17 protein-coding genes and 5 pseudogenes are annotated in these 25,293 nt (G+C 34.3%); 8 read left to right on the top strand and 14 right to left on the bottom strand.

From position 1 onward, the window contains the following. Positions 1 to 175: 175 nt before the first annotated feature. From ACFWDE_RS22000 to ACFWDE_RS21985, 4 genes are all read right to left on the bottom strand, one after another. Entirely contained in the window at positions 176 to 1,612 is a 1,437-nt protein-coding gene (locus ACFWDE_RS22000) for an IS4 family transposase (RefSeq protein ID WP_377894685.1), read from the bottom strand. A 152-nt stretch (positions 1,613 to 1,764) separates the two neighbouring features. Then, on the bottom strand, positions 1,765 to 2,688 hold the full coding sequence (locus tag ACFWDE_RS21995) for a Gfo/Idh/MocA family protein (RefSeq protein WP_377894684.1): 924 nt from the start codon (positions 2,686 to 2,688) through the stop codon (positions 1,765 to 1,767). Between the two features lie 358 nt (positions 2,689 to 3,046). Then, positions 3,047 to 3,463, bottom strand: a complete 417-nt coding sequence (gene fosB, locus ACFWDE_RS21990) for a FosB family fosfomycin resistance bacillithiol transferase (protein ID WP_377894683.1) — start codon at positions 3,461 to 3,463, stop codon at positions 3,047 to 3,049. A gap of 313 nt (positions 3,464 to 3,776) precedes the next feature. After that, positions 3,777 to 4,403 carry a DUF6518 family protein gene (locus tag ACFWDE_RS21985; protein ID WP_377894682.1) on the bottom strand — a complete coding sequence of 209 codons (627 nt, stop codon included), beginning with the start codon at positions 4,401 to 4,403 and terminating at the stop codon, positions 3,777 to 3,779. Between the two features lie 331 nt (positions 4,404 to 4,734). Here ACFWDE_RS21985 and ACFWDE_RS21980 point away from each other — a divergent pair. Then, positions 4,735 to 5,019: pseudogene (locus ACFWDE_RS21980) on the top strand (IS4 family transposase); the annotation flags it as partial. Between the two features lie 605 nt (positions 5,020 to 5,624). Beyond that, the gene (locus tag ACFWDE_RS21975; RefSeq protein WP_377894681.1) at positions 5,625 to 6,794 is read left to right on the top strand and encodes a serine hydrolase domain-containing protein; all 1,170 of its coding nucleotides are present in this window, start codon (positions 5,625 to 5,627) and stop codon (positions 6,792 to 6,794) included. A gap of 509 nt (positions 6,795 to 7,303) precedes the next feature. On the opposite strand, the gene ACFWDE_RS21970 is transcribed toward ACFWDE_RS21975, so the two are convergent. Both ACFWDE_RS21970 and ACFWDE_RS21965 read right to left on the bottom strand, forming a co-directional pair. Beyond that, positions 7,304 to 9,388, bottom strand: coding sequence for a serine hydrolase domain-containing protein (locus ACFWDE_RS21970; RefSeq protein ID WP_377894680.1), 2,085 nt, complete (start codon positions 9,386 to 9,388; stop codon positions 7,304 to 7,306). A 94-nt stretch (positions 9,389 to 9,482) separates the two neighbouring features. Beyond that, positions 9,483 to 9,809 (bottom strand): annotated as a pseudogene (locus tag ACFWDE_RS21965) (serine hydrolase); the annotation flags it as partial. 218 nt (positions 9,810 to 10,027) lie between these two features. Between ACFWDE_RS21965 and ACFWDE_RS21960 the strand changes: the two are divergent. Further along, positions 10,028 to 11,396: pseudogene (locus tag ACFWDE_RS21960) on the top strand (IS4 family transposase). Positions 11,397 to 11,727: 331 nt separating this feature from the next. Here ACFWDE_RS21960 and ACFWDE_RS21955 read toward each other — a convergent pair. The 5 genes and pseudogenes from ACFWDE_RS21955 to ACFWDE_RS21935 all read right to left on the bottom strand — a co-directional run bounded on the left by ACFWDE_RS21955 (position 11,728) and on the right by ACFWDE_RS21935 (position 14,960). After that, positions 11,728 to 12,387, bottom strand: coding sequence for a permease prefix domain 1-containing protein (locus ACFWDE_RS21955; RefSeq protein WP_377894700.1), 660 nt, complete (start codon positions 12,385 to 12,387; stop codon positions 11,728 to 11,730). Further along, positions 12,377 to 12,730 carry a PadR family transcriptional regulator gene (locus ACFWDE_RS21950; protein WP_002166598.1) on the bottom strand — a complete coding sequence of 118 codons (354 nt, stop codon included), beginning with the start codon at positions 12,728 to 12,730 and terminating at the stop codon, positions 12,377 to 12,379. Before ACFWDE_RS21950 ends, ACFWDE_RS21955 begins: the two co-directional genes overlap by 11 nt. Positions 12,731 to 12,935: 205 nt before the next feature. Further along, positions 12,936 to 13,310 (bottom strand): annotated as a pseudogene (locus ACFWDE_RS21945) (hypothetical protein). A 46-nt stretch (positions 13,311 to 13,356) separates the two neighbouring features. Next, a complete protein-coding gene (locus ACFWDE_RS21940) occupies positions 13,357 to 13,698 on the bottom strand; it encodes a YolD-like family protein (protein WP_377894678.1) in 342 nt (113 codons plus the stop codon). Further along, positions 13,695 to 14,960 (bottom strand): Y-family DNA polymerase, encoded by a 1,266-nt coding sequence (locus ACFWDE_RS21935; RefSeq protein ID WP_377894677.1) that lies wholly within the window; start codon positions 14,958 to 14,960, stop codon positions 13,695 to 13,697. The genes ACFWDE_RS21940 and ACFWDE_RS21935 overlap by 4 nt, the downstream gene beginning before the upstream one ends. 757 nt (positions 14,961 to 15,717) lie before the next feature. Here ACFWDE_RS21935 and ACFWDE_RS21930 point away from each other — a divergent pair. The 3 genes from ACFWDE_RS21930 (at position 15,718) to ACFWDE_RS21920 (ending at position 19,478) form a co-directional block, all read left to right on the top strand. Beyond that, positions 15,718 to 16,521, top strand: a complete 804-nt coding sequence (locus tag ACFWDE_RS21930) for a CPBP family intramembrane glutamic endopeptidase (protein ID WP_377894676.1) — start codon at positions 15,718 to 15,720, stop codon at positions 16,519 to 16,521. A gap of 387 nt (positions 16,522 to 16,908) precedes the next feature. Further along, positions 16,909 to 18,339 (top strand): IS4 family transposase, encoded by a 1,431-nt coding sequence (locus ACFWDE_RS21925; RefSeq protein ID WP_377894674.1) that lies wholly within the window; start codon positions 16,909 to 16,911, stop codon positions 18,337 to 18,339. Between the two features lie 578 nt (positions 18,340 to 18,917). Beyond that, a complete protein-coding gene (locus tag ACFWDE_RS21920) occupies positions 18,918 to 19,478 on the top strand; it encodes a GNAT family N-acetyltransferase (RefSeq protein ID WP_081338182.1) in 561 nt (186 codons plus the stop codon). Between the two features lie 367 nt (positions 19,479 to 19,845). Here ACFWDE_RS21920 and ACFWDE_RS21915 read toward each other — a convergent pair whose 3' ends face one another. Then, entirely contained in the window at positions 19,846 to 21,807 is a 1,962-nt protein-coding gene (locus tag ACFWDE_RS21915; RefSeq protein ID WP_377894672.1) for an ABC transporter ATP-binding protein/permease, read from the bottom strand. Between the two features lie 765 nt (positions 21,808 to 22,572). On the opposite strand from ACFWDE_RS21915, the pseudogene ACFWDE_RS21910 reads away from it, so the two are divergent. Continuing rightward, positions 22,573 to 23,055, top strand: a pseudogene (locus tag ACFWDE_RS21910) (IS4 family transposase); the annotation flags it as partial. 64 nt (positions 23,056 to 23,119) lie between these two features. Here ACFWDE_RS21910 and ACFWDE_RS21905 read toward each other — a convergent pair. Both ACFWDE_RS21905 and ACFWDE_RS21900 read right to left on the bottom strand, forming a co-directional pair. After that, on the bottom strand, positions 23,120 to 23,827 hold the full coding sequence (locus ACFWDE_RS21905) for an IS6 family transposase (RefSeq protein WP_377894671.1): 708 nt from the start codon (positions 23,825 to 23,827) through the stop codon (positions 23,120 to 23,122). A gap of 87 nt (positions 23,828 to 23,914) precedes the next feature. Then, positions 23,915 to 24,622, bottom strand: coding sequence for a plasmid mobilization protein (locus ACFWDE_RS21900; protein ID WP_377894698.1), 708 nt, complete (start codon positions 24,620 to 24,622; stop codon positions 23,915 to 23,917). Between the two features lie 272 nt (positions 24,623 to 24,894). On the opposite strand from ACFWDE_RS21900, the gene ACFWDE_RS21895 reads away from it, so the two are divergent. Further along, positions 24,895 to 25,284: a DUF3801 domain-containing protein gene (locus ACFWDE_RS21895; RefSeq protein WP_377894669.1), complete on the top strand. Its 390-nt coding sequence runs from the start codon at positions 24,895 to 24,897 to the stop codon at positions 25,282 to 25,284. The last annotated feature ends 9 nt before the right edge of the window (positions 25,285 to 25,293 follow it).

Below are 25,293 nucleotides of genomic sequence, written 5' to 3'. Positions count from 1 at the left end.
CATTGAGCTAACAGAACAAAATATTCCCTAAAAGGCCTCACCATACATGCCCATCAACTTAAGAACGGAAACAAAATGAACTTTCGTTCAAATAAACTACAACACTCTTACAACACTTTTTATTCATTAAAAATGAGCATGCTAAATAAACCTAGATAGGTATCATTTTTAAAGATTATGCAGCTTTCTTTTGTTTTCTAAGTTCACTATACTCATAGACAACACCCATAATATCAAAGATTGTTTTCTTCTCATATCGATGAGATTTCCATCCATTTTTCTGTAGCAGGTGGAATAGACGGATTAGAATCTTTGTTATTTCTTGAGTGTCTTTCTGTATAGCTTGATACAAAAGATATAGATAATCTTGGATCATTCCTATCGCTTTATATTCGCTTAATTCTCTTTTCTTTTTTTGCAAAAGAAGTTGGCGCATTTTAAACATAGTAGAGGAGCACAGGAAAATAGCGATTAGCTTTCCATATAAGTGGCACTCTAATCGTTCTTGTTTTACATTACGATAATGGTCTATTTTGAAGAGTGATTTCCATGTTTTAAAGACAATCTCTATTTGCCAACGCAAAGTATATAACTCATGTACCTGTTCCATCGGAACCCATTCCCAAGGTGTATTCGTCACGCACACGTTTAATCCCGCTACCATTTTACTTTTCTCTGAGTACGTTCTATTTTTGGATTTTTCTTTCTCCAAGATTTTCGCTCGTCTTTTTTGAAGTTGTTTTTCTGTTAATCGATTAAAAATAACACGTGAAAACAGTTGTTGTTTATCACCAATATAAGCATGTTTTAATTCAAATGTTTCTCCGGGCTGTAGTTGGTTTAAAAGCTGTTTCACATCAATTTGTATATATTCCGATTGCTTCTTAATTGCACCATTTTTAAAGTATTCTGGGTTTGGATTTTTCACATATACATTTGTATTTAATTTTAAACGAGAAATATAGTATGTACCTCGTTGATCCACTTGATCTAAGTCTTCCAATGAAAAATAACCCAAGTCACGAATACATAAATCTCCTGGTCGTAAGGTATCTAAGCATTCAGTACCAAATGTTTTGTCATTATTTTTCCCTGGTCCAACTTGAAAGTTAAGAAATTCCCCACTGTGCAAATCATATTCTAATTGAATTTTGATTCCAGCTGTTTGGGCACACCCTCCAGAGCCTGGATATACATTCTCTAAAGCATTTGGCACTTGAAATACGGTGGCATCTAGGATACGGATTCGTTGAAAATAAGAGAAGAGGTGGTTAGAAATTTGTGTTTGTTCACATACTTTTTGTTCTAACAGTAAAGAAAAAATATGTTTTAAAAACAAAACTGCTTTCGCATTTAAACGTTTATTTAAGCCCTCAGGGCTGAGTAGAGTACCTGTCGCTGCATGAAGCCTACTACATAATCGAACTAAAGGATCACTTGCCACCCGTTGACTAATCCAAATACAAATAGTAGCTAAGTCTGATCCAGAAAACTTACGTTTTCGCTTTATAAATCCTGGTTCTCTTGCAAGTTCTTCTAAAAATACAGGTGTCACATATCGTTGTAGTTCTTCAGCAAATGATTGTAGTTCATCTTGAATCGAAATATTCATAAGAAAACGCCATCCTTTCTAATCTAGCTTTTTTAGAAAGAATAACGTTTTTTTGGTACTTAGGGGTATTAAAATCGCTTGAGTTGATGGGAATGTATGGTGCCCCCTATTACCCTGTATTTAAATACAAATGCCATTGCCTTTGCTTGAAATTATTTAGCTATTGTTCTTAATAATTGATCGACCAACAATTGAGATTTTAGACCTTCTAATCCATCAATTAGTGGTTTTTCATCATTTTGAATACAATCAATAAAATGCTGTACAGCATCTTCAAACCCTCTTTGCTTTAACGTTGTATCCCAAGAAGGAGAAAATGAAGTAGATAGGCTATTATTAGACTCAACTTCTAAAGTATTCATGTTCTTAATCCTTAAAATTGCTCCATCTGTTAATAGTTCAAGCTTCTCAAGGTTAGTACCCGCTTTTCTATGCATATCTGTAAAGAAAGGTACTCCTTCCTTAGATTTATAAACATGTCCGGCATATACTAGGTAATTCTCACTACTTATATTTACCGTTCCATGTAACACATCCAAATCACCATTTGCTAGCCATCTTACTGTATCAACTGCATGTAAATAATCGTCTAACATTCTAAATTCATAAGAATAAGGACCCATACTATCGGTTCTATGTTTTTCAAAACGAACTGATGCTATGTTTTGAGCTTGTTGTTTTGCTTGTACATACATAGGTGCAAAACGGCGATTAAATCCAACCATAAGCTTTCTTCCTGATTTTTCACTTAACTCAACTAATTTTTCAGCTTCTGCAACTGTTGCTGCTAGTGGTTTATCAACATAAACGTCTATCCCTTTAGTTAAAAGAGAAGATACAACTTCAAAATGTGTACTAGTAGAACTATGTACAAAAACTGCATCACACTCTTCAGCAAGTGTTGATAAACTATTAAAGTCTTGTATACGATACTGATTACAAATCATTTTTCTTTTATCTTTACTTGGGGAAAAAGCACCTATAAACGTCCAATCTTTTTCTTGAGTAAGAATTGGTAAATATGCTTTTTGTGCAATACTTCCTAATCCTATCATGCCAATACGAGGTTTTTTCATGTTTGATCATCCTTTTGTATTGATGTAATTAATAACAAAGTTAGTTTACACAATTTATGATGTATAGACAACTAAAATATTTTTTTACGGAAATTAAATCACGTTGGAAATAAAAGTAAGGCTATGACCTATTTTACACGTATCTCGGCTGAATCCCATAAAAGACGCCATCCTTTCCTATAATTCTACAGAAAGGATAACGTCTTTTTGGCTTTATGGATAGTGCAAAACCTTAGTTTTATAGCGATGTATCGGTGCCTTATATATCTGTTTAATCATTATTTCTGTTACCTTTATACATTTACATAATCTTCATTATCAGAAGTGCGAAAAGCTAGTATTTTACTAGATTTTTTAATCAGTAAAAAGTCATATGCTTTTTATCTTCTTTATAATATTGTAAACGATCTTGTAAAGTACCAGTATGAAACTCAAACTTGTGACCATCTAGATCTGTAAAATAAATTGACCGTTTATCTCGGTCATCTCTTTCTCTTCCAGGTAAGATATTAACATGATTTTGAATTAATATTTCTTTTAAAGAATCAAACTCATTATTTGTTACAGTGAAAGCTATATGTGTGTAAGAGTACTGAATTTCGTTTCTTGGTATACTTTCTTCCACATTTAGAGCAATCCATAAACCATTTAAATCAAAATAAGCTAACTTTCGACCTTTTACTAATAATTTCGCTTGAAGTATAGTTTGATAAAAATCAATAGCTTTCTCTAGATTTGCAACTGAAAAACAAATGTGGTTAATACTTTGTATCATGTTTCATTCTCCTTGTTAATTGATTAAGTTATATATCCCATTATAAGTAAAAATACGTTTTTCTACTAGGAGTACAGACCTATCACCAGCAAGCTAAGGAAAACAAATACTCCAAGACGAGAAGATTAACATCTCAAGATGAAAATGTACATTTTTTGTTTTGGGACATTATAAAATTCTTAAGTTGATGGGCATGGCCTCACCATACCATTTCGGGAAAATTGTACGTTTAGACACAATTTGGACATAAAATAACCAGTTCTTTGTAAGTTAAGGAACTGGTTATTTGGGTGATAGTATTTTATTTTTTCAATTAAGTAAACTTACTTAATATTCCATATCCAATCAATCCTAAAATAGTGATAGGGACGACCGTTAAAAAAGAAGATCTACGATTCTCGTAGGAACGTTCTAATATAATAATGAAAACGATTCCGACTATAATTTCAGTATATGCAACAGATAACATATGACTATAGTCTGTAAAATTCAACATCATGTGAAGTCCATCTGTTATAAAAACGCCACTAATAAGTGCGCTTCCAAATTTATGATATGGATTTACAGTATCCCGCCATAGAAATCCTGCTATTCCAAAAATAACTCCTCCTACAACTGAACATACTGTCCATGCAGATATAAAATAAATAGAATGCGCAACATTTTGTATTATGATCGCATAACCATAATAGCCTAATACCATCCCAAAAAGTGAAACAGTACTAGAAATCATAGCTATACGTTTTGATAAACTGAAACTACCTACGAAAAAGGCGGGAACTAACCAAACACTCCCTAAGTTAGCAAGTGAATTCCAGTGTCCGGGAAGTATTCTTTGTCCCCACACGGTTAGTATTCCAAAAGTAATGCCCACTATAATAGGGATTAGAAAAAAACTTAGAAATGTATTCCCTTTTGTAATATTTAATTTTTCTTTCATTCCTTCATTCCTTACATTTATGTTTTTATAAGTATATCCTATTTCGACCTACCATTACATAATTTTAATAAAAATGATACTAAATGTTCTCCAAATCAAAATATAACTAGGTAATTTTCTTGATTCAATATTTCTGTACACGATGACATTGAACAAAAAATCATAGGATTTTTCCTTTTTTCGTGTTCAAAAACCTTGTTAACTTATGTATGTTCAGATAAATATGGGGTAGCACCACATTGCTAGCAAGCTAACAAAAAGAAATCCCCTCAAAGTGAAAAAAATACGTTATTCTTTCTGTAGAATCATAGGAAAGGATGGCGTTTTTTGTATGTCTATTTCTGTATCTGACGAACTACAGCTATTTGCACAGGAGATTCAGAGTCTTTTATCCCCAAATACCTTACAGAATCTAGCTAGAGATGTTGGGTTTGTACAGCGAACAAGTAAGTATCGAGCACAAGATTTAATAGCTTTATGCGTATGGATAAGCCAAAGTGTAGCAAAAACTTCCTTAACCCAGTCATGTAGTTGTTTAGAAGCATCAACAGAAGTACTCACCAGTCCTGAAGGACTGAATCAAAGATTTAACGCCGCAGCCGTGCAGTTCCTACAACAAGGGGGACCACCCCATTGCCATCAAGCTAAGATTTTAAAGTACCCCCTAAATGGAAATTTTGTGTTTTTTATAGGACCGAAATTCATTTTTATCGTTTTGGGGAAGAATGTGTTTCTTAATTTGATAGCGATGGGGTCACCATATCAAAAAAAGAAAATTGTGAGTATAGACATATTTTTCAACCACTTCCTGTTCGTTAAGGGACTCGTTATTTTTTTTACAGTTTTTTATTATGAAATTCTAAATAACTAATTATAATAGGTGAAAAAAACGATCAATAGTTGGGGTACGGAAAGGATTCGAATTTACATTCTTTCTCAATACATATTATGGATAAATAAAGTAAAATATGGGTTGGGGTTATGTCTCATGTTGTGTTAATCCTAACAATAACTAAGGGTACATAATATGCTTTCATACCTTTGAATAATTTTGTTATAGAAGGGATGGAGATTTAAATGGCTCAAATTGTTGGTATTGATAGATACCTTTGTACTGGGGCTTTAATCTATATGCGTGAGGGCCTTTCCCTAAGTCTTGTCAGGAAGTAAGGAACAGTAAGCAAACACTTATACAATATGAATAGAGGAGAGGAATGCCTTATGAAAATACGTAGTCAAATTACATGTGCAAGTCTGGCCCTTTTAATAGCTGGAAGTTCCCTGTTATATACAACACCAACCTCAATTGTAAAAGCAGAGCCCACTCAAAATGTATCTAGTTCGTTACAAACAAATACTCAACGAGATCGTACTTCCGTCAAGCAAGCAATGCGGGATACATTGCAACTTGGATACCCGGGGATACTTGCTAAAACTTCTGAGGGTGGAAAAACGTGGGGGTATGCCGCTGGGATAGCGGATCTGAGAACCAAGAAACCAATGAAAACAGATTTTCGCTTTCGCATTGGGAGTGTGACGAAGACGTTCACCGCAACAGTTGTACTTCAATTAGCTGGAGAGAATCGCCTGAATCTAGACGACTACATCGAAAAATGGTTGCCTGGTGCCATTCAAGGAAATGGATATGATGGTAACCAGATTACTATTCGGCAGATATTGAACCATACAAGTGGTATCGCTGAATACTCAAGGTCAAAAGAAGCTGATTTTACGGATACAAAAAAATCGTATACGGCTGAAGAGTTAGTGAAGATGGGGATTTCTCTGCCCCCAGACTTTCCCCCAGGAAAGGGATGGTCTTATTCAAACACAGGATATGTATTACTGGGTATTCTTATTGAAAAAGTAACCAGAAACAGCTATGCGGAAGAGATTGAAAATCGGATTATTGAACCGCTTGAATTGTCGAATACATTCCTACCTGGAAATTCAAGCGTTATTCCAGGCACCAACCATGCCCGTGGATATGTCCAACCAGACGGAGCAAGTGAGCTAAAAGACGTTACTTATTATAACCCAAGTGCAGGTAGCTCTGCTGGAGATATGATTTCTACTGCTGACGACTTAAACAAATTCTTCTCTTACTTGCTCGGTGGCAAATTACTGAAAGAACAGCAGCTAAAACAAATGCTTACTACAGTTCCTACAGGAAAAGAAGGAATCGATGGATATGGTCTTGGAATCTATGAAACTAAGCTTCCAAGCGGTGTCTCGATATGGGGACACACAGGTGGCATTCTAGGGTTTACTACTCTTGTTGGAGGTAAACTTGGAGGCAAGCATACGTTGGTCGTCAATTGGAATAGTTTGGGTAGAACTGACAGTCCTAATCCTTTTAAAAATATTTTACTTGCTGAATTTAGCAAGTAGGAAAAAAGGAAAAATTTATCGTAGTTTTCATAGTTAAAAATATACTTTTCTGGTTCGAAAGCCCCAACTTATTTTCAAGAAAAATTTGGGGCTTTTTTTGTTTTGGTGGCGTTTATTCTTCTTAAGTTGATGGGAATGTGGTAGGGCCCTGTATTTGACTCTTTTTCTACACCTAGATATTCTAGTGTTCGTTCTAACATAAGTGCAGCCTGTTGATGTGTGAGTGTGCCATGTTGGTTAAACTTAGTAGCCGAAACACCTCGGATAATTCCTGCATCGTATAGGGCTTGTACATCATAATGCCGGCTGCGAACGTATTTACACCGAGAAGGTGAGTGGGGCAAAAGATGATTGCCCAGAACTGGTATGCTAGCTGTTCTTGCAGAGTTTGAGCGTTATATTATTCGTGGAAAGCCTCTTCGTAAAGATCATACGTAAATACAAACAAAACCAGCAAAACACCTCTTCTGTGTCGTACTGGTTTTGTTGAAGTCCATCTAGAATTGTAGCTAGTTCAACGTGATTGCAAATTCCGAGTTCGGCGCGCCAGCAAATACAACCGTTCCGTTCTTCGGCAGTTTTACTTTGTTATTGCCGCTCACAACGGTAAAATTGACACATACTCCCTTCTCATCATACACCGCGAACGAACTCTTCGATGGCAACGCCACGGTCATCGTTTTCCCCGCTGCCGCTTGTGGGATCGTAAACCATTTCGCATACCCATTTGCTTGCAGCGTAACTTTGGATGATTGGCCTGCATCAAGCGGTTTTACGCTGGATCCACTTACGTATAACAATCCGGCCATCTCCATATATTCACTGCCGCCTTCTGTATAGAAATGAGTTTCCGTCGTATCACGGCCATTCATCACGGGAATCTGGAGCTGATGCGCCGCGGTGTTCGGACCTGTAATTTTTCTGCCGTCCCAATAGCCCGCCAGGCCTTCCTTGCGAGTAATTTGTGTGGTAATAAGTTTCGGTTGAACGAGATATTCAATAGAACTAAATTTCTCGTTCACGAGATAGAACTTGACGCCTTCCCGCTTCGCCCATGCGGCAGCGGTTTTCTTCGATAGCACGTTGTCTTCTAGTTTCTCGGCTAAATAGTGAGTCATCACATTTTGCCCTAAGCCTGGCGTCGATTTATATGTGCTCTCCTTCAAATAAGTTCTTCCATTCTTCTCAGTGACGAAGCTGAGCTTGGAAGTACCCTTCTCATTAATAAAGCTTCCATTCGCAGTATATACGTATTTTTCTTCTCGATTAGATGGTAAGAACAGTTCTCCATTCTTCGTAATTTCTATTTTGAAATGACTGTCGCTATTGCCGTAAAAGCCCGCTTTCTTCGCCACGTCTTGAGGCATCTTGGCCTTGACCGGCTTGCCAAAGGATTTGTTTGGCTTGATGTCCTTAATTGTGCCCTTCTCTTTAAGCGCGGCGAGCAGTAATTCAGTTGCCAGTAGTTGATTTGTAGAGCTTCGGCCGCCAGATGACAACACAGCCACTGCCATCTTCTGTTCCGGAAGCACGACCAGTATAGCATGTTGCAGTGACGTGTCGCCGCCCTTAGCCAAGCCTTTTATCCCATATTCACTGAATGGGTATAGTTTCACACTATCCCAGCCAAGACCATAGTTGAAAATATTATCTCCATCCCCCGGCCACATTCCTTTTTTATATTCCTCTTGCTCCATCGCCTTGACTGCCTTATCAGAGAGGATCCCTTTTCCCTGTCCCATAAATAATTGTGAGAATCGTACCATATCTTCTGCCGTGGAAGAGATCCCTCCCGAACCAATCACATTCACCGATTCAATGGGAAGTTGCCCTTGGTACGCCGGAAAATAAAGTTCAGCCCGCTTTTCGCCTTCCCATTTGTCCTGCGGCGTTTTCGTATGATTCAGCTTTAAGGGTTCTGTAAACCGTTGATGTAGAAATTCGGTAAAGCTCATACCGCTGACTCTTTCCACCAAAATCTCAGCCAGCGTAAAGCCGTCGTTGCAGTAAACCGAGAGAGCGCCAGGATCCGCCTTCAAGCTCTGGTTGGACAATTGCCGCAACAAGACATCATGGGCATAGGTATCATTATCGTTAAATAAAAATGCATTACTTAACGTGGAACCTTGCAAGCCGGAGGAGTGGTTTAACAGCATACGCGGCGTAATGCGTTTGTACCGCTCGTCTTTCATCTTGAAATCAGGAACATAGTGGACGACAGGAGCATCCAAATCGACTTTTCCTTCGTCGACCAATTTCATTACAGCCGTTGCTGCATACATTTTACTGACTGAACCAATCCCGTATAGAGTATCTTTAGTCGGCGACTGTTTCCTTTTCATATCGTTCTTGTCTGTCTGACCCGACAAAATAAGTTTGCCATTATCAATCAGCGCATACTGCACGCTAGTCGTCCCATGGGACTCCGTGAGTAGGGCAGCCTTATCTGCCGCAATCTTCTCCAGTTCTTGGCTAGCAACTTCTTGGTTAGCTACAACCGGAGTCTTACTGCTAGAAGACGCCATCGCGCCTGTTGGTAGGGTCATCGTTAGCGCCAATGTAGCGGCTAATACCCCAGATAGTTTATTTTTCATGAGAGAATTGCCTCCTTAGATAAGTGATCGATTTCATCACTTATTTGTTTAACTATAAAAAATATGACAAAATCTATCCGTTTTTCCTCTTTGCCTACTTGCTAAATTCAGCAAGTAAAATATTTTTATAAAAATCAGGACTGTCAGCTTTACCCAAGCGGTTCAAATTGACGGCTAACGTATGCTTACCTCCAAGTGTGCCTCCAGCAAAAGTAAGAAACCCTGGAATGGCGCCTCCGTGTCCCCATATCGAGACACAGTTTGGAAGCTTAATTTCATAGATTGCAAGACTCTATCCATCGATTCCTTTTCTTCCTGTAGGAACTGTAGTAAGCATTTGTTTTAGTTGCTGTTCCTTCAGTCATTTGCCACTGAATAAGTAAGAGAAGAATTTATTTAAGTCGTCAGCAGTAGAACTCATATATCTGTTCCGCCTTTCATGCTTATTTATATTTTGATCATACACAATGAAAATCTCTTTTTCCTTACCTATTCCTTACAAATCCCTTACGATCAAAATAGTTTCTATAATAGGGGTCACCATACATGCCCATAAACTTAAGTGATTTTAATACTCTTAAGTACTAAAAAACGTTATTCTTTCTAAACAAGCTAGATTAGAAAGGATGACGTTTTCTTATGAATCTCTCGATTCAAGATGAACTACAACCATTTGCGGAAGAATTACAGCGATATGTTACACCTGTATTTTTAGAAGAACTAGCAAAAGAACTTGGGTTTGTAAAACGAAAACGCAAGTTTTCTGGCTCAGACTTAGCTACTATTTGTATTTGGATGAGTCAACGGGTGGCAAGTGCCCCCTTGGTTCGATTATGTAGTAGGCTTCATGCAGCGACAGGCACTCTACTCAGCCCTGAGGGCTTAAACAAACGCTTAAATACAAAAGCAGTTTTGTTTTTACAACATATTTTTTCTTTACTGTTACAACAAAAAGTATGTGAACAAACGCAAATTTCTAACCATTTCTTCTCTTATTTCCAACGAATTCGTATCCTAGATGCCACCGTATTTCAAGTGCCAAATGTTTTAGAGAATGTATATCCAGGCTCTGGAGGATGTGCTCAAAAAGCTGGAATCAAAATCCAATTAGAATATGATCTACACAGTGGGGAATTTCTTAACTTTCAAGTTGGAACAGGAAAAAATAATGACAAAACATTTGGTACGGAGTGCTTAGATACCTTACAACCAGGAGATTTATGTATTCGTGATTTGGGTTATTTTTCATTGGAAGACTTAGATCAAATGGATCAACGCGGTACATACTATATTTCTCGTTTGAAATTAAATACAAATGTATATGTGAAAAATCCAGACCCAGAATACTTTAAAAATGGTGCAATGAAGAAACAATCGGAATACATACAAATCGATGTGAAACAAATTTTAAACCAACTACAACCTGGAGAAACATTGGAATTAAAAAATGCTTATATTGGTGATAAACAACAACTGTTCGCACGTGTAATTTTTAATCGATTAACAGAAAAACAACTTCAAAAACGACGAGCGAAAATTTCGGAAAATGAAAAATCTCAAAATAGATCGTACTCGGAGAAAAGTAAAATGGTAGCGGGATTAAACGTGTACGTGACGAATACACCTTGGGAATGGGTTCCGATGGAACAGGTACATGAGTTATATACTTTGCGTTGGCAAATAGAGATTGTCTTTAAAACGTGGAAAGCTAATCGCTATTTTCCTTTGCTCCTCTACTATGTTTAAAATGCGCCAACTTCTTTTGCAAAAGAAGAAAAGAGAATTAAGCGAATATAAAGCGATAGGAATGATCCAAGATTATCTATATCTTTTGTATCAAGCTATACAGAAAGACACCCAAGAAATAACAAAGATTCTAATCCGTCTATTCCACCTACTACAGAAAAATGGGCGGAAATCTCATCGATATGAGAAGAAAACAGTCTTTGATATTATGGGTGTTGTCTATGAGTATAGTGGACTTAGAAAACAAAAGAAAGCTGCATAATCTTTAAAAATGATACCTACCTAGGTTTATTTGGCATGCTCATTTTTAAGAATAAAAAGTGTTTTAAGAGTGTTGTAGTTTATTTGAACGAAAGTTCATTTTGTTTCCGTTCTTAAGTTGATGGGCATGGGGTCACCATATCATTTCGGGAAAATTGTACGTTTAGACACAATTTGGACACAAAATAACCGATTCCCTGTACGTTAAGGAATCGGTTATTTTTTTTACTGTTTAATGATTGTGATTTAGTCTCTTTCTAATCCCAAAATAATACCTATACCGTCAATGGAAAATTTAAGGTCCTTACGTTTGAACTCATTCATCTCGTATTTCATCCCACTTTTAAGCGACTTCTTCCATTGAATAGAAGCGGTAAAAGGATAAAAAGACTAATCAATGTGATTATCATGAAAAAGACTACTGCAACAAGATTTATTATTAGTGGAAGTAAGTAAACTATAATTGATATACACGAACCGTATAGAAAAATTCCTATTCCTAAAATATAACGTCTCGCACGAGCTTTATTCATTGCATAACGTTTGCTTGTCTCTTTTATTAATAATCTATAAATAGTTAACAACACAGCTGGAACAGTGAAAAGGAAAAAGGTAATCAAAAATAATCTTGATCCAAATAAATAATATACTATTGAGGGTGTGAATATCCCAAATAGAAATAATAATATTCCACCAATCATTCCTTTTGTTGAAATATGTTGCGCTTCTTTAGAATCAATAGATTGGTTCATTTTATCTCGCCCATACAATTGCATTTCTTCCACTAGGTCACTCAAATCTCCTATTGAAATGACTCCCTTTTTAAAGGCATCTTCTTCCGTATAACCCTCTTTAATCATATCTGAAATTCGTTCTTTTAAATTTATAAACAACTCTACTTTCATATCAAATAGTTGTTGTGTTTCTTTTACATTCATAAACTGCTTATCGATGTATTCTTCTATTCTTTTATCTAATTTTTTATTTCTCATTAACACTTGTAATCACTCCTTTAATTAGACGATCTATAATCTCTTTCGCAATATTCCACTCTTTTTTACCATTTTCGTAAAAACGTACACCAGATTCTGTAATGTGGTAATATTTTCGTCTTCCTCCTTGAGTTTCATCTCCCCAATAAGAAAAGATATAGCCTTCTTTCTCTAATCGACGAAAAGCTGTATATAAAGTAGCTTCTTTTAATTCATATTGCTTGTCACTTAATTCAATAATTTTTTTGTATAATTCATATCCATAACTATCACCTTGACGAAGAACATTTAAGATAATCATATCCGTATGTCCACGGATTAAGTCTGTAGATATAATACTCATTTCATATCACCTCTTGAATTACACAATACAGCAAATTACTTTGTCTGTCAAAGTAATTTGCTGTGAATAGTAGTAAGCTTTAATGAATGATTAACGCCAACATTTCGATAGAATATATATGATTATCTATGTTTCATGTCCATCAACTTTAAGTAAACAAATCCACCCAAAAACGATAAAAGGAGCAAATTAATTTGCTCCTTTTTCACTTGAATTCTACATAAAATTTATTGTCAATGATTCCAAAAGAAACTTTACATGGAAATGGATTTTTTCCTGCTGAAGCAGTTTGCATACAAGAAAGTACCCAATATTACAGCTCTAAAGGTAAGCGATACGCTTGAAAACTACCATCATTGTTTTTGACTGTTACGATCGGTGTATTAACCCTAGTTGTAGAAAAACCGTCTGTTGATACTATTGCTATTGCATCATTAGCATGAAAATCTACGCTAAACACTTCGTAAATCATTCCGTCTTTCTCATTAATAATCATAGGTATATTTAGAAAGGGATAGTTATTAATATCATTATGAATTACTGCTCCTGCTGCGTTCTTTCTTGTCTGATTTTCTTGCATTTTTAGACTCCTTTAAATGATCTAAACTTGATAACATCATTTTATTCTATTTAACATCTATTATGTTAGAGAATTGCAGTTTCATTTTATTATAAAAAGCATCTGTACATACAATGGCCCTATTTGACGGGTCAATATCAACAACGGTCATATAATTAGAGAGCAAATAACCGTCCTCATAATATGTAATCATTATTTCTTCTGCTGATACTAAGGAGCATAATAGCATGTTCTCGATTAGTTCTTTTTCTTCATCTGTTAAGATCGGCCGAGTTACTTTGTTTTTCTCCTGAATGATTTCACGTATGCCTTCAAACTGTTCTGACAATGCAGCAAACGGAGTGAATTTCACCATTCCTCTACCTCTTGGCATATTGGCGTTACTCATGATTTGTGTCCCCCTAAAAGTGTGTTTCTGTATCTAGCTGTAGCGCTATGCGTGTAGGAAATCCCTCGTAAAATACTGTTCTTCCCAAACTTTGTACGTATTTCATCCATTACTTTTGTTAACTTCATTTCTTGTTCTCGTTGCATGACATTATCAAAAAGAGAAATTTGTTCTTCTCCTTCTTGAAGTAAGTTTGTTAAGGATATGTTTATACTGCGGATGGGTTCACCAGTATACTGTTGATGTAAAAAGTATGTACAAATTTTATAAATATCCATTGTTAAGTTAGTCGGACGGCTTAAAGTATGTGTTTTGCTAATACCACCGTTATAACTCTTGCTATAACCGACAGAAAAGTGGACGGTTTGAGCAAGCTTGTTTTGTCTTCTAAGCCGATAACAAACTTCTTCAATATGTTCCAGTAGAATAATCGGAAATTCTTCTATTGTGTAGTCACGCATTAGAATTTGGCTTTTCCCAATAGAAGTTGTGGCAGGAACATATTTTTCTGAAATGCGACTAAAGTCAATTCCGTGGCTATGTAAGTGTAATTCTTCTCCAATCTTGCCAAAGCTCTGTTTTAAGTATTTAAGGGGATAATTGGCTAAATCCCCAATAGAGTATATTCCCTTCCGATTTAACTTTTCTTCTGTTTTATAGGATATGCCCCAAAATTTATTGAGGGGTCGTATACTCCAAATTTTTGTAGGTACATCCTCGTACTCCCAAAAAGCAATCCCATCTTTGTTCTTCTTAGCTTCAATGTCTAGGGCAACCTTGCTCATGAGTGGGTTAGGAGCAATTCCAATCGTGCATTCAATTCGTGTATGGTCGTATATTTCACGTTTGAATTTTATGGCGAATTCGTATGGATCGTTGGCGAATAAATGAATGCTATCTGTAATGTCCATAAAAAATTCGTCTATGCTGTATTGGTGAAAATCCTCAATAGGAACGTATTGCAAGGCTAATTTTGTTATGTAATTGGAGCATTTAATATAAGTTCCCATAATTGGATTTACCACAAGAATGTCTTTTCTTCGAGGAATCTCGTATAACCTTGCCATTTTCTTTACACCTAAGGCTTTTAAGGGTGGCGTTGCGGCTAGAACAATTGAGCCATTTCTATTTACATCACCTACTACAGCTAATTTTGTATGCAGGGGATCTAATCCCATTTTGATACAACTTACCGAAGCATAAAAGCTTCGTAAATCAACACATAAGATGATTCTATTCGGTAGGATTGAATAGTCATACATCGTGATTCCTCCCCAAAATAAAAGAACGTTTGTTCTTATCATACACGAACCTATGTTCTTTTATGAAGAGGAATTGTAATATATTAAAGAAGTTTATAATTAAGGGGAAGTTTACACAATTAATGGCTGCAACGAACTTTTGAATAAAGCATTGTTAAAACTAAAAGGTAGAAGTGAAAAGTTATTCTACCTTTTAGTTTTTAAATTAAAATAGGCTGTATTCTCTTATAAGGGGTCCCGCCACATCACCATCAACCTAAGAAATCAAGTCACCCCCAAAACGACAAAGCTAGCTTCTTATTTGAAAAAAGATAAGAAGTGAGCTTTTTTGTCTACTACCGATAATAATGGATTATGCAAATATATAAGGGTAACAAAAATAATAATTAAACGGCTATATGAGGTACTGTCTGACGATACAAATCTGAGGACTCTATTTTCACGACACAAACTTAGGGGCTTTTAACGTATATGATAATTTAATTAGTACCCGAATTTTTGTCGTGTCTTTCAATGATTTAGGTATCTACAAATCAAGAGTTTTTAGCTATTTCCTCTTTACAGCGATGTTTTGCCATCGCATAACAAGATTCAGGATTTTGAGAAATGACAGAAATAATCATTCTCTATAGATAAATGTAAAAATTTACAATATTCCATTTAGTTGTTATGATAAATTTATATAAATTTTAAAGGAGGTTATCTTATTTTTGAAAAAATGAGAATAAGAAATTTTTTGCTTTCAGGCGTATTATTTTTGGTTGCACTTATAATATTTACCATGATTTTCTTTAAAAAAGATATTTCAAGTAATGAACTTGTTTTGATGGTAATTTTCCCATATGGGTTACTGGCTGTTTTCCCTTTTATATGGTTCTTCTATCAATTTAAACGACAGAATATAGGAGTATCTCATGTTATCCAAACAAAGGGGATTATACGAGAAACACCTCGTATACTAGGTGTTGTGCCACTTTTAATTATTTTTTCCATTGGCGTTTTCTGGCTTACACAATATATATTAACTTTTGTTTCACCTGAATATGTTACAAAATCTTTATCAGAAGATATACCTTTTCCAAAAAATAAGGTTATATTTTTCTTAATGCTTATTAACGCTTCTATTATTGGACCGATCGCTGAAGAATTTATTTTTAGAGGATTACTTTTGAATCGAATCACCTATAAAACTAACTTAATAATTGGTATGATACTAACCAATGTGTTATTTGGATTCTTTCATGCAGATTTGCTGGGTTCTTTTGTGTTTGGCCTAATTATGTCACTTTTATACTTAAGAAGTAACAATATACTGTTACCCATCATTTGTCATATTTTAAACAATTCTATTGCTTCATTTATGGCAATTTTCTTTCCAAATTCCCTTAGTCTATTTGAAGTATCCACCATTGCAGATATACATAGTAATATGACACCGAATATTGTTCTGTTGCTTATAACAAGTCCATTGATATGTTTGTATATAATCAGAAACTATCACTTAGTAACAAAAAACAAAGTGAATCAGAAGAGGAATATTTCAATTCATCCACAAAATTAATTTCGCATTCATAAGTACAACGTAACTGTTTAGCGAAACAAACTTAGGGACTTTTAACATATATCATAATTTAATTAGTATCTGAATTTGTGTCATATTTTTTATTGTTCGGTTATTTTTGTAGAGTGACAGAGCTGTACCCATTTCATACGTTATATTATACAAAGTTAATCTGTATGTTTTTAACTCTGTATATTTAAAATGAATGTCATATTTAACAAAATCATCTACATATTGATTACTTGCTGGTCTATACTGCGTGAGCAGTCCAAAAGTTTGTGTCACCAGACACATCACATCGTCATAAAGCTAAGGTTTTGCACTAGCCATAAAGTAAAAAAGACGTTATCCTTTCTGTAGAATCATAGGAAAGGATGGCGTTTTTGTATGTCTATTTCTGTATCTGATGAATTACAACTATTTGCTCAAGAGATTCAAAGCTTTTTATCTCCAAATATCTTACGAGACCTTGCTAGAGATGTTGGTTTCGTGCAACGAACCAGTAAATACCAAACAAAAGATTTAGTAGCTTTATGTGTATGGATTAGTCAAAATGTCGCTAAAACCTCTTTAACTCAGTTATGTAGCTGTTTAGAAGCATCAACAGAGGTGCTCATCAGTCCTGAAGGACTGAATCAACGATTTAATGCCACAGCCGTGCAATTTCTACAACAAGCGTTAGCCGAACTTCTCAACCAAAAGTTATCTGCAACTAAGCTGCTCTCTTCTCCATACACTTCTATTTTCAATCGTATTCGTATCCTAGATTCAACTGCATTTCAACTTCCCGATGTATTTTCATCTGTTTATCCAGGTGCAGGAGGATGCAGCCATACAGCGGGGGTGAAGATTCAGCTTGAGTATGATCTATTAAGTGGACAGTTCCTACATATTCATACAGGTCCAGGTAAACAACATGATCGAACCTACGGTTCTTTGTGTGCTCCGACTGTGAAAGCGAATGACTTGTGTATCCGAGATTTAGGCTATTTTCATCTCAAAGATCTCCAACATATACACGATAAGAAAGCTTACTATATCTCTCGTATCAAATCTAATACACGTATTTATCAGAAAAACCCCAACCCAGATTATTTTCAAGACGGAAGAATAAAGAAAGGTACGCAATACATTCAGTTAGATATGGAGAAGTTGATGAACTCCATGCAGCCAGGACAAACCTATGAAATAACAGATGCTTATGTAGGGATGAATGATAAAGTACCGACTCGTGTCATTGTTCATAGGCTTACAGAAGAACAACAAAAAAAACGTCTACAAGATCAAGCTGTAAGAGAAAAAAAGAAAGGAATGAAGTATTCTCCTCGTAGTAAACGCCTCAGTTGTATCAATGTATATATGACAAACACTCCTACAGATATTGTCCCGATGGGACAGGTACATGACTGGTATTCTTTGCGTTGGCAAATCGAAATTTTATTCAAAACGTGGAAGTCATTCTTTCAAATTCATCATTGTAAAAAGATAAAAGCAGAACGACTGGAGTGCCATTTATATGGTCAATTGATTGCCATTCTACTCTGTTCTTCTATCATGTTTCAAATGCGCCAATTGCTCCTCATGAAGAAAAAACGAGAGCTTAGTGAGTATAAAGCCATATATATGATTAAAGACTATTTTCTTCTTCTATTCCAAACTATACAAAAAAACACCCAAGAGCTATCAAAGGTGTTACTTCGCCTGTTCAATCTCCTACAGCAAAACGGGCGAAAATCTCATCGATATGAGAAAAAAACGGTCTTTGATATATTAGGTGTCGTTTACAATTGTACCCTGTCTGATAATCAAGCCGCTTAATTCAAAAAAGTGAAACCCGCTAGGGTTTATTTCGTATGCAAATCTTTCAATTACCTACACTTGCCCTTTAGAAAAAAGAAAAAATCTCGTCTAAAATTGACTTTGCATAAGCTTAGCTTGATAGCGATGGGGTCCCACCAACAAAATGCGAATTTCGTACGCTAAGGACTTTTCAAGGTGAAAAACTTGATTTTACCGTACGTTAAGAATGTTCCATTAACGATATTTAATATTTTTTATGGTACTTTGTTTTTGGTAATGAGTTTTGGAACTAATTTTTGATCGTATTTCTATCAGTTTCATTAGAAATACATAAAGTTCCTTAAACGTTCGTTTTTGGAACGATTTTTTTAGCTACCCCTTGAATGTTTACTTCTTTCATTAGCCTCGATGAAATGATTGAAAATTCTTATAATGTGATATATACTTTTATTATCTAGAGAAAAGGGAGATAAGCCTATGTTAACGAGCATTGCAGTAGATGTTTTAAAAAAACTAAAAGAACAAAAAAACGTTGCAAGGGTACAGTAAAATAACCCTTACTGCATACCCCTGCGTATTAATTGGGGGATATTAATTTGATTAAGCAATATAGTAAAAGATTTTTAACAGGTAATAAAGTCACTCTACGAAAAATAACAAAAGAGGATTACGGAAACTACTATAACATTGAAGATGTAATGGAGAGCCGGTTATTAATGAATGATGGAATACCATTTCCTCCTACTGAGAGTGACCATGAAAAATTTCTTAATGAAATAAGTTCTGATAAAGAGGATTACATGTTTGGTATTGAACTTAAAGATGAAAAAATCTTTATTGGGACAATAGCTGTTTACCTAGTGAACTGGAAAAATGGTACTTGTCACGTTGGCGTTTCAATAGGTCCTGAATATCAAGGGAAAGGTTATGGAACTGATTCAATGCAAATACTGGTTGACTTTATTTTCAATTATATGAATGTAAATAAAGTCAAGCTCCAAGTGTTTAGTTACAACAAAAGAGCTATCGCTTCTTATGAAAAATGCGGATTTTCCGTAGAAGGGACTTTAAAAGAAGAATTATTTAGGTTCGGTAGTTACCATGACATTCATATTATGGGGTTACTTAGAAAAGATTGGGAAAACGAGAAAGCTTAAATGATACTTCAAAAGGCAGACCAGTAAAATGGTCTGCCTTTTATTTGTTTTATCGAACGAACACTTTAATAAAATAAGATAAGGAACTCCTAATTATCTTCTTCGATACGATAGAATTGCTTGTTCCACGACTTGTGTTTTTAGGAATCAAGCTCGATTGTACCTTAGCGTACGAAATTCGCGTTTTGTTGGTGCTACCCCATGCCCATCAAGCTAAGATTTTAAAGTACCCCCATAACGAAATTTTTATCTCTATACAGTTATTTATTTGAATTCAGCTCGTTTTTTGCATTTTGGGGGATAATTAGTTTTTTAGCTTGATAGCGATGGGGTGCTACCCCTAATTAAAATAAAACACTAAAAAGACTCACTCATACCTTAATGCATCTATCGGGTTTAATTTAGAAGCCTTAAAAGCTGGTAAGAAGGAAGCTAATAACCCAAGGAACATACTAAATAAAATAAAGAATATTATTTGACCATAAGTCAGTTGGAATAGCTCAAAATCAATTTTACTATTTACTTCATGAATAATAAGATTAGCTATTTTACCAACTAGAAAAGCCCCAAAAACTCCTAAAGCTCCTCCCATAAACCCTATCATCATGCCCTCTGTAATAAAGATTTTTCTTATATCAGATTTAAAAGACCCAATCGATTTTAAAATACCAATTTCTTTAGTCCTTTCAAGCACACTAATATACAACACTACACCGATCATAATAGAAGAAACAATTAAAGATATTCCTGACAACATACCTAAAACAATTCCTGCCATTGATACATATTTACCTAGAACATTACTATTTTCTTCTTCTGTATGAGCTTTATATCCTTTAGAAACAATTTGATCTTTTGCTTTGTCAATTTCTTCTAACGAATTAGGAATTACAGTAAAAGCTAAAGAAACATTTTCTTTCCCTTCAACACTTTGTTTCATTACGTCTTGAGATATTTCATAAGGAATACCAACTGTATCCATTAAAGGTATGGATTGATTCTTAATTACTCCTACTATTTTAGTATCAACTTTTATAGCCTGATATATATCTTTTAAAGACATCAACCTAACCAAAATTTCTACATCTTTTCCTATTGCATCAGTAGATTTATTAAATAGTTCTTCAGCCAAACGCTCAGGTATCAAAATACCATCGTCTTTTTTAAAAGGATAATGTCCTTTCTTTATATAATCTTTACCATAAGTATTTTCATACTTATTAGGTAATAAACTCTCAGCAGAACCTGTAACTTTTTTATTATTATCCTTTGCCTTAATACTAATTTCATAAGGATTATAAGCATATACTTCTTTTACTTTAGGTAAACTCTTAATTTTTTTTACATCCTTATCATCTAAAAACTCATTTTTTTCCTTTGCTACATTAATACTTGTATTTAATATAGCTCCATCTGTAGCATCTGATATTTTACTTTGGATACCATTTGATAATGCAGCAATAATTGCTATCCCAAAAATCCCTATAGAAGCTCCAGCAGCAGTTAAAAAGCTTCTCCATTTTTTTGTTTTTATATTACGATACGAAAGTTTCAATGTAGTACTTAGATTAATTTTTGAATTATTATTACCTTTATCAATACTATCTTTATTTACAACAGAACTATGATTATTAGCATTCTCATCAACTACACAATCAATATTTTCAATGCTACCATCATTCATAGAAACGATAGTATCCCCTATTTGAGAAAGTTCTTTAGAATGCGTAACAACTAGAACAATTTTACCTTTTTCCGCAATACTTTTTAATAAATTCATAACTTGCAAAGAATTCTCAGAATCCAAGGCTCCTGTAGGTTCATCTGCTAAAATTATATCCGGATCATTAGCTAAAGATCTAGCAATTGCAACACGTTGTTTTTGTCCACCACTCAAACGATTTGGAAGATAATTCATTCTATCTTCTAAACCTACCAATTCTAATAATTCTTTAGCACGATGTTTTCTATCTTCTTTAGATAAACCTTTTAATATCATACTCATTTCAACATTTTCTAAAGCAGTTAAATGAGAAATCAAATTAAAATTTTGAAAGATAAATCCTATATTTTCTTTCCTAAACTTAACCCAATCTTTTTCCTTGAAATTATTTACATCTTGACCATTAAACAAATATTTACCATTATCAAATGTATCTAATCCACCAACAATATTTAACAAAGTAGATTTTCCACAACCCGATTCACCTAGCAAACATGTCATCTTTCCAGGCTCAAGTGTTAAATTAATATTTTGTAGAACTGAGATTTTTTCATCACCTAAAATATAATTCTTTTGAATATTAAAAAGAGAAATCAAAAAACTCATCCTTTCTGAGTTTTATTTTTAAATAATTTATATAAAAAGTGCACAAAGAAAATAAGTATTAAAGAATACATAAGAGCTTCAAACACCAAAATTACATATTTAAATGAGCCATCTAGTTTATGATAAAGATAATATAACCCACTAAATCCTAAAATTATTGAAATAAAAATAAAGGAAATACTAACATAACCATAAAATCTAATTATATTTTTCTTAGCAAGTTCTTTCTCATCAAATAGAATCCATCAATATTTTTAGGGGGTAACACTAATTCAAATGATTTTTCATATAAATTCAGAATAGCCATAATCGCGGATATTATCCAATAACCAACTAATTTTATAACCGGAATAATATTAGAAAAAATCACCTGAAAATACAAAAATAGGAATGAAGATTTAAATACCTTTCTATTATTGTGTATTAATATATAAGTTCAATAATTAATCAAAAAATCCATCTACGAAACCATTCCAAAAATCTGAATACCATTTACCTGGAACGACTACAGATTCTAATGCTTTCACTTGAAATGCCATTAATTTTACGCGCTATTTTTACCATAAAATGCTAATTTTTGGCACCTTCAATATCATAATACCTATATTTTGCGATGTAAAGTTATAACTAAAAATATGCACAATTACATATTTTTAGTTAGGGGTAGCACCACATCACTATCAAGCTAACAAAACAAAATACCCCCTAAAATGAAAAAATACGCTATGCTTTCTGTAGAATCATAGGAAAGGATGGCGTTTTTGTATGTCTATTTCTGTATCTGATGAATTACAACTATTTGCTCAAGAAATTCAAAGCTTCTTATCCCCAAATATCTTACGAGATTTTGCTAGAGATGTTGGTTTTGTTCAACGAACCAGTAAGTACCAAGCAAAAGATTTAGTCGCTTTATGTGTATGGATGAATCAAAATGTCGCTACGACGTCTTTAACTCAGTTATCTAGCTGTTTAGAAGCATCGACAGAAGTGCTCATCAGTCCCGAGGGACTGAATCAACGATTTAATAAAGCAGCCGTCCAATTTTTACAACACACACTATCTGAACTACTAAACCAAAAATTGACCTCATCTATACCGATTTCTTCTCCATATACTTCTGTTTTCAAGCGTATTCGTATTTTAGATTCAACTGCATTTCAACTCCCGGATGTATTTTCATCGGTTTATCCAGGTGCAGGAGGATGCAGCCATACAGCTGGGATAAAAATTCAACTTGAGTATGATTTGTGGTTCTGGTGCAAATATATAATGAAGAACAAGAATAACAATAGATTTCTAAGGGAATCCTCCCTTATACTATAAGATCAAATACTTGATGAATGAATTTTTTCTGATTTTGGACAGACTGGTTTTCTAAATTAATCTGTCTCTTTTTAATCATATGCATAGCTTCAATCCCACTCAGTATAGAGATGACTGTTGAGTATGACTTAAACCCTAACATACAACGTACACGTTTCTTAATAAAACGATGATCCTGCTCCACGATGTTGTTCAGATATTTTATTTGTCTCACTCGGGTGCCTTCCGGCATCTTTTTTTCGTTTTTCAACTGTTGAATCGATACTTGATAGGCTGGATTTTTATCTATTGTTATTACATGAGGTCTGGAAACATGTGAAAAAGCCGAGGCTTTTTTCAAGAAGCGCTTGGCTGCTTTGGCATCTCTCGTTTTACTAAGTAAAAAGTCAATGGTATTCCTATCTGAATCGACTGCACGATACAAATACATCCATTGTCCTTTTACTTTGATGTACGTCTCATCCACTCTCCATGAGTCATTCGTTTGTTTGAGATGACGTCGAATTCGCTTATCCAACTCAGGACCATATTGATGTACCCAACGCATAATGGTTGTGTGAGCTATGGATAAGCCTCGTTCCTCCATCATTTCCACCAAATCACGAAAACTTAGGTTGTACCGTAGGTACCATCTCACGGTTAATAAAATAATATCTGGTTGATAATGTTTCCACTTGAATAGATTTTGCTTTTCCACACTGATCACGTCCTTTTTAGAGTACTAGTATCAGTATGTCCAAGCTTTATAGATTTTTTGCACCAGAACCTTGTAATCAGTCCCTAATTAATAAATTTCATATTCGTCTAATATATCTTTCAGTTCAAACCAATCATCATCTTCAAAAACATTATCGAGCTTGGATAACTTAAATTTCAATTTCTGCGCAAAAATAAAAATGCTATCAGCCAATTTTATTAATTGGTTATCATCTAACTTATACAGCGTATCACCATATAAATATTGCCATACATATTCTGTTACTTCTTTATCTTGTTCAGGCGAGTTTTCTATACATTCTATGATATAAACAAAATCTTCTTTTATCTTTTCGTACACTTCTTCTAATACTAATTTTTTTGGTATCTGTATTTGATTTTCAGTTAACGATTGTATTAATTTTTCCTTTTGTTTTTTACTCAAGCTATCGCTATTAAACTTGGTTTTCAAATCAAGTAATCGGTCATATTCTGTATTCATTATTTTTATGATTTTTTTCTGATTAACTCTAAGGAAATCGATATCATTATCCGTGTAAATTCCGTCTGTATTGATCCTTCTAATTAAACTATTTATATTCTTGCCAATATAATTTATTTCTTTAGTTAAATCTCTATAAGCTTTCATATCCACTTCAAGTGTGAAATGCGATTTTGCACTATCAACTATGAATGCAGATACCGTTTTATATCCAAATTCTTCTGCTCTATTTTTTATAAATTCTTTATCTTCTTCTAATAAACGAACGTTTAATTTTGTTTTAATTCTTCCCATCATTTAACAACACCTTTTTTTATAAATTTCGAGCGCAGCGACAACAAATATACCGCTTATTTTTTGCAAAAAAATAACGGTAAATATTTGTAAAGGTCGTAGGAATCTCCTACCAAGTCAAAAACATAGTTTTTGGGGAGTGGGCGCCCACTCCCGTAGCTTGCCCTTTGCCCTTTGCTAAAACCTCAATAAATCTTTCTGAAAATTATAACATCTTCAACCAAAATACGGTATAATTTAGTTGAATAATTTATAAAGGGGTTGGTATCTGAATGACGAATGTAGATGAACATACACAGGTTGCATTCGAAGTCGTAGCACAAACCTTTAAATTATTGGAGCAAGCTTTATTACGGATTTTAGAAGCATTGACAAAGTTACTTGAAAATAAAGAACAAGATCCAAAAGATTATATCCTTGATGGAAACACAAAAGATGGTAAACAAAAAATCAATGGGCTTATTAAAAAACATAGTAACACTGGTGGTGTTATTGCTTTAGATAAAAACTTAACTAAGGAACAATTAAAGGATTATCAAAAGGAATTAAAAAAATTAGGTGTAGATTTTTCTGTTGTGAGAAATGGTAAAGAGGACTATTCTTTCTTCTTCTCAGCAGCACAAGCAAGTGTAATTGAAAAAGCATTAAAAAATATAAGTTGAAAGAAAAAA

Source organism: Bacillus sp. NPDC060175, from assembly GCF_042728695.1.
In the GTDB taxonomy this organism is placed as follows: Bacteria; Bacillota; Bacilli; order Bacillales; family Bacillaceae_G; genus Bacillus_A.
This window is presented reverse-complemented; position numbering and strand designations above follow the sequence as displayed.

Excerpts from the sequence above, each read along its gene's own strand:
- ACFWDE_RS22000 (WP_377894685.1), bottom strand. The coding sequence starts at position 1,612 with ATGAATATTTCGATTCAAGATGAACTACAATCATTTGCTGAAGAACTA.
- ACFWDE_RS21995 (WP_377894684.1), bottom strand. The coding sequence starts at position 2,688 with ATGAAAAAACCTCGTATTGGCATGATAGGATTAGGAAGTATTGCACAA.
- fosB (WP_377894683.1), bottom strand. The coding sequence starts at position 3,463 with ATGATACAAAGTATTAACCACATTTGTTTTTCAGTTGCAAATCTAGAG.
- ACFWDE_RS21985 (WP_377894682.1), bottom strand. The coding sequence starts at position 4,403 with ATGAAAGAAAAATTAAATATTACAAAAGGGAATACATTTCTAAGTTTT.
- ACFWDE_RS21975 (WP_377894681.1), top strand. The coding sequence starts at position 5,625 with ATGAAAATACGTAGTCAAATTACATGTGCAAGTCTGGCCCTTTTAATA.
- ACFWDE_RS21970 (WP_377894680.1), bottom strand. The coding sequence starts at position 9,388 with ATGAAAAATAAACTATCTGGGGTATTAGCCGCTACATTGGCGCTAACG.
- ACFWDE_RS21955 (WP_377894700.1), bottom strand. The coding sequence starts at position 12,387 with ATGAGAAATAAAAAATTAGATAAAAGAATAGAAGAATACATCGATAAG.
- ACFWDE_RS21950 (WP_002166598.1), bottom strand. The coding sequence starts at position 12,730 with ATGAGTATTATATCTACAGACTTAATCCGTGGACATACGGATATGATT.
- ACFWDE_RS21940 (WP_377894678.1), bottom strand. The coding sequence starts at position 13,698 with ATGAGTAACGCCAATATGCCAAGAGGTAGAGGAATGGTGAAATTCACT.
- ACFWDE_RS21935 (WP_377894677.1), bottom strand. The coding sequence starts at position 14,960 with ATGTATGACTATTCAATCCTACCGAATAGAATCATCTTATGTGTTGAT.
- ACFWDE_RS21925 (WP_377894674.1), top strand. The coding sequence starts at position 16,909 with ATGTCTATTTCTGTATCTGATGAATTACAACTATTTGCTCAAGAGATT.
- ACFWDE_RS21915 (WP_377894672.1), bottom strand. The coding sequence starts at position 21,807 with ATGAGTTTTTTGATTTCTCTTTTTAATATTCAAAAGAATTATATTTTA.
- ACFWDE_RS21900 (WP_377894698.1), bottom strand. The coding sequence starts at position 24,622 with ATGGGAAGAATTAAAACAAAATTAAACGTTCGTTTATTAGAAGAAGAT.
- ACFWDE_RS21895 (WP_377894669.1), top strand. The coding sequence starts at position 24,895 with ATGACGAATGTAGATGAACATACACAGGTTGCATTCGAAGTCGTAGCA.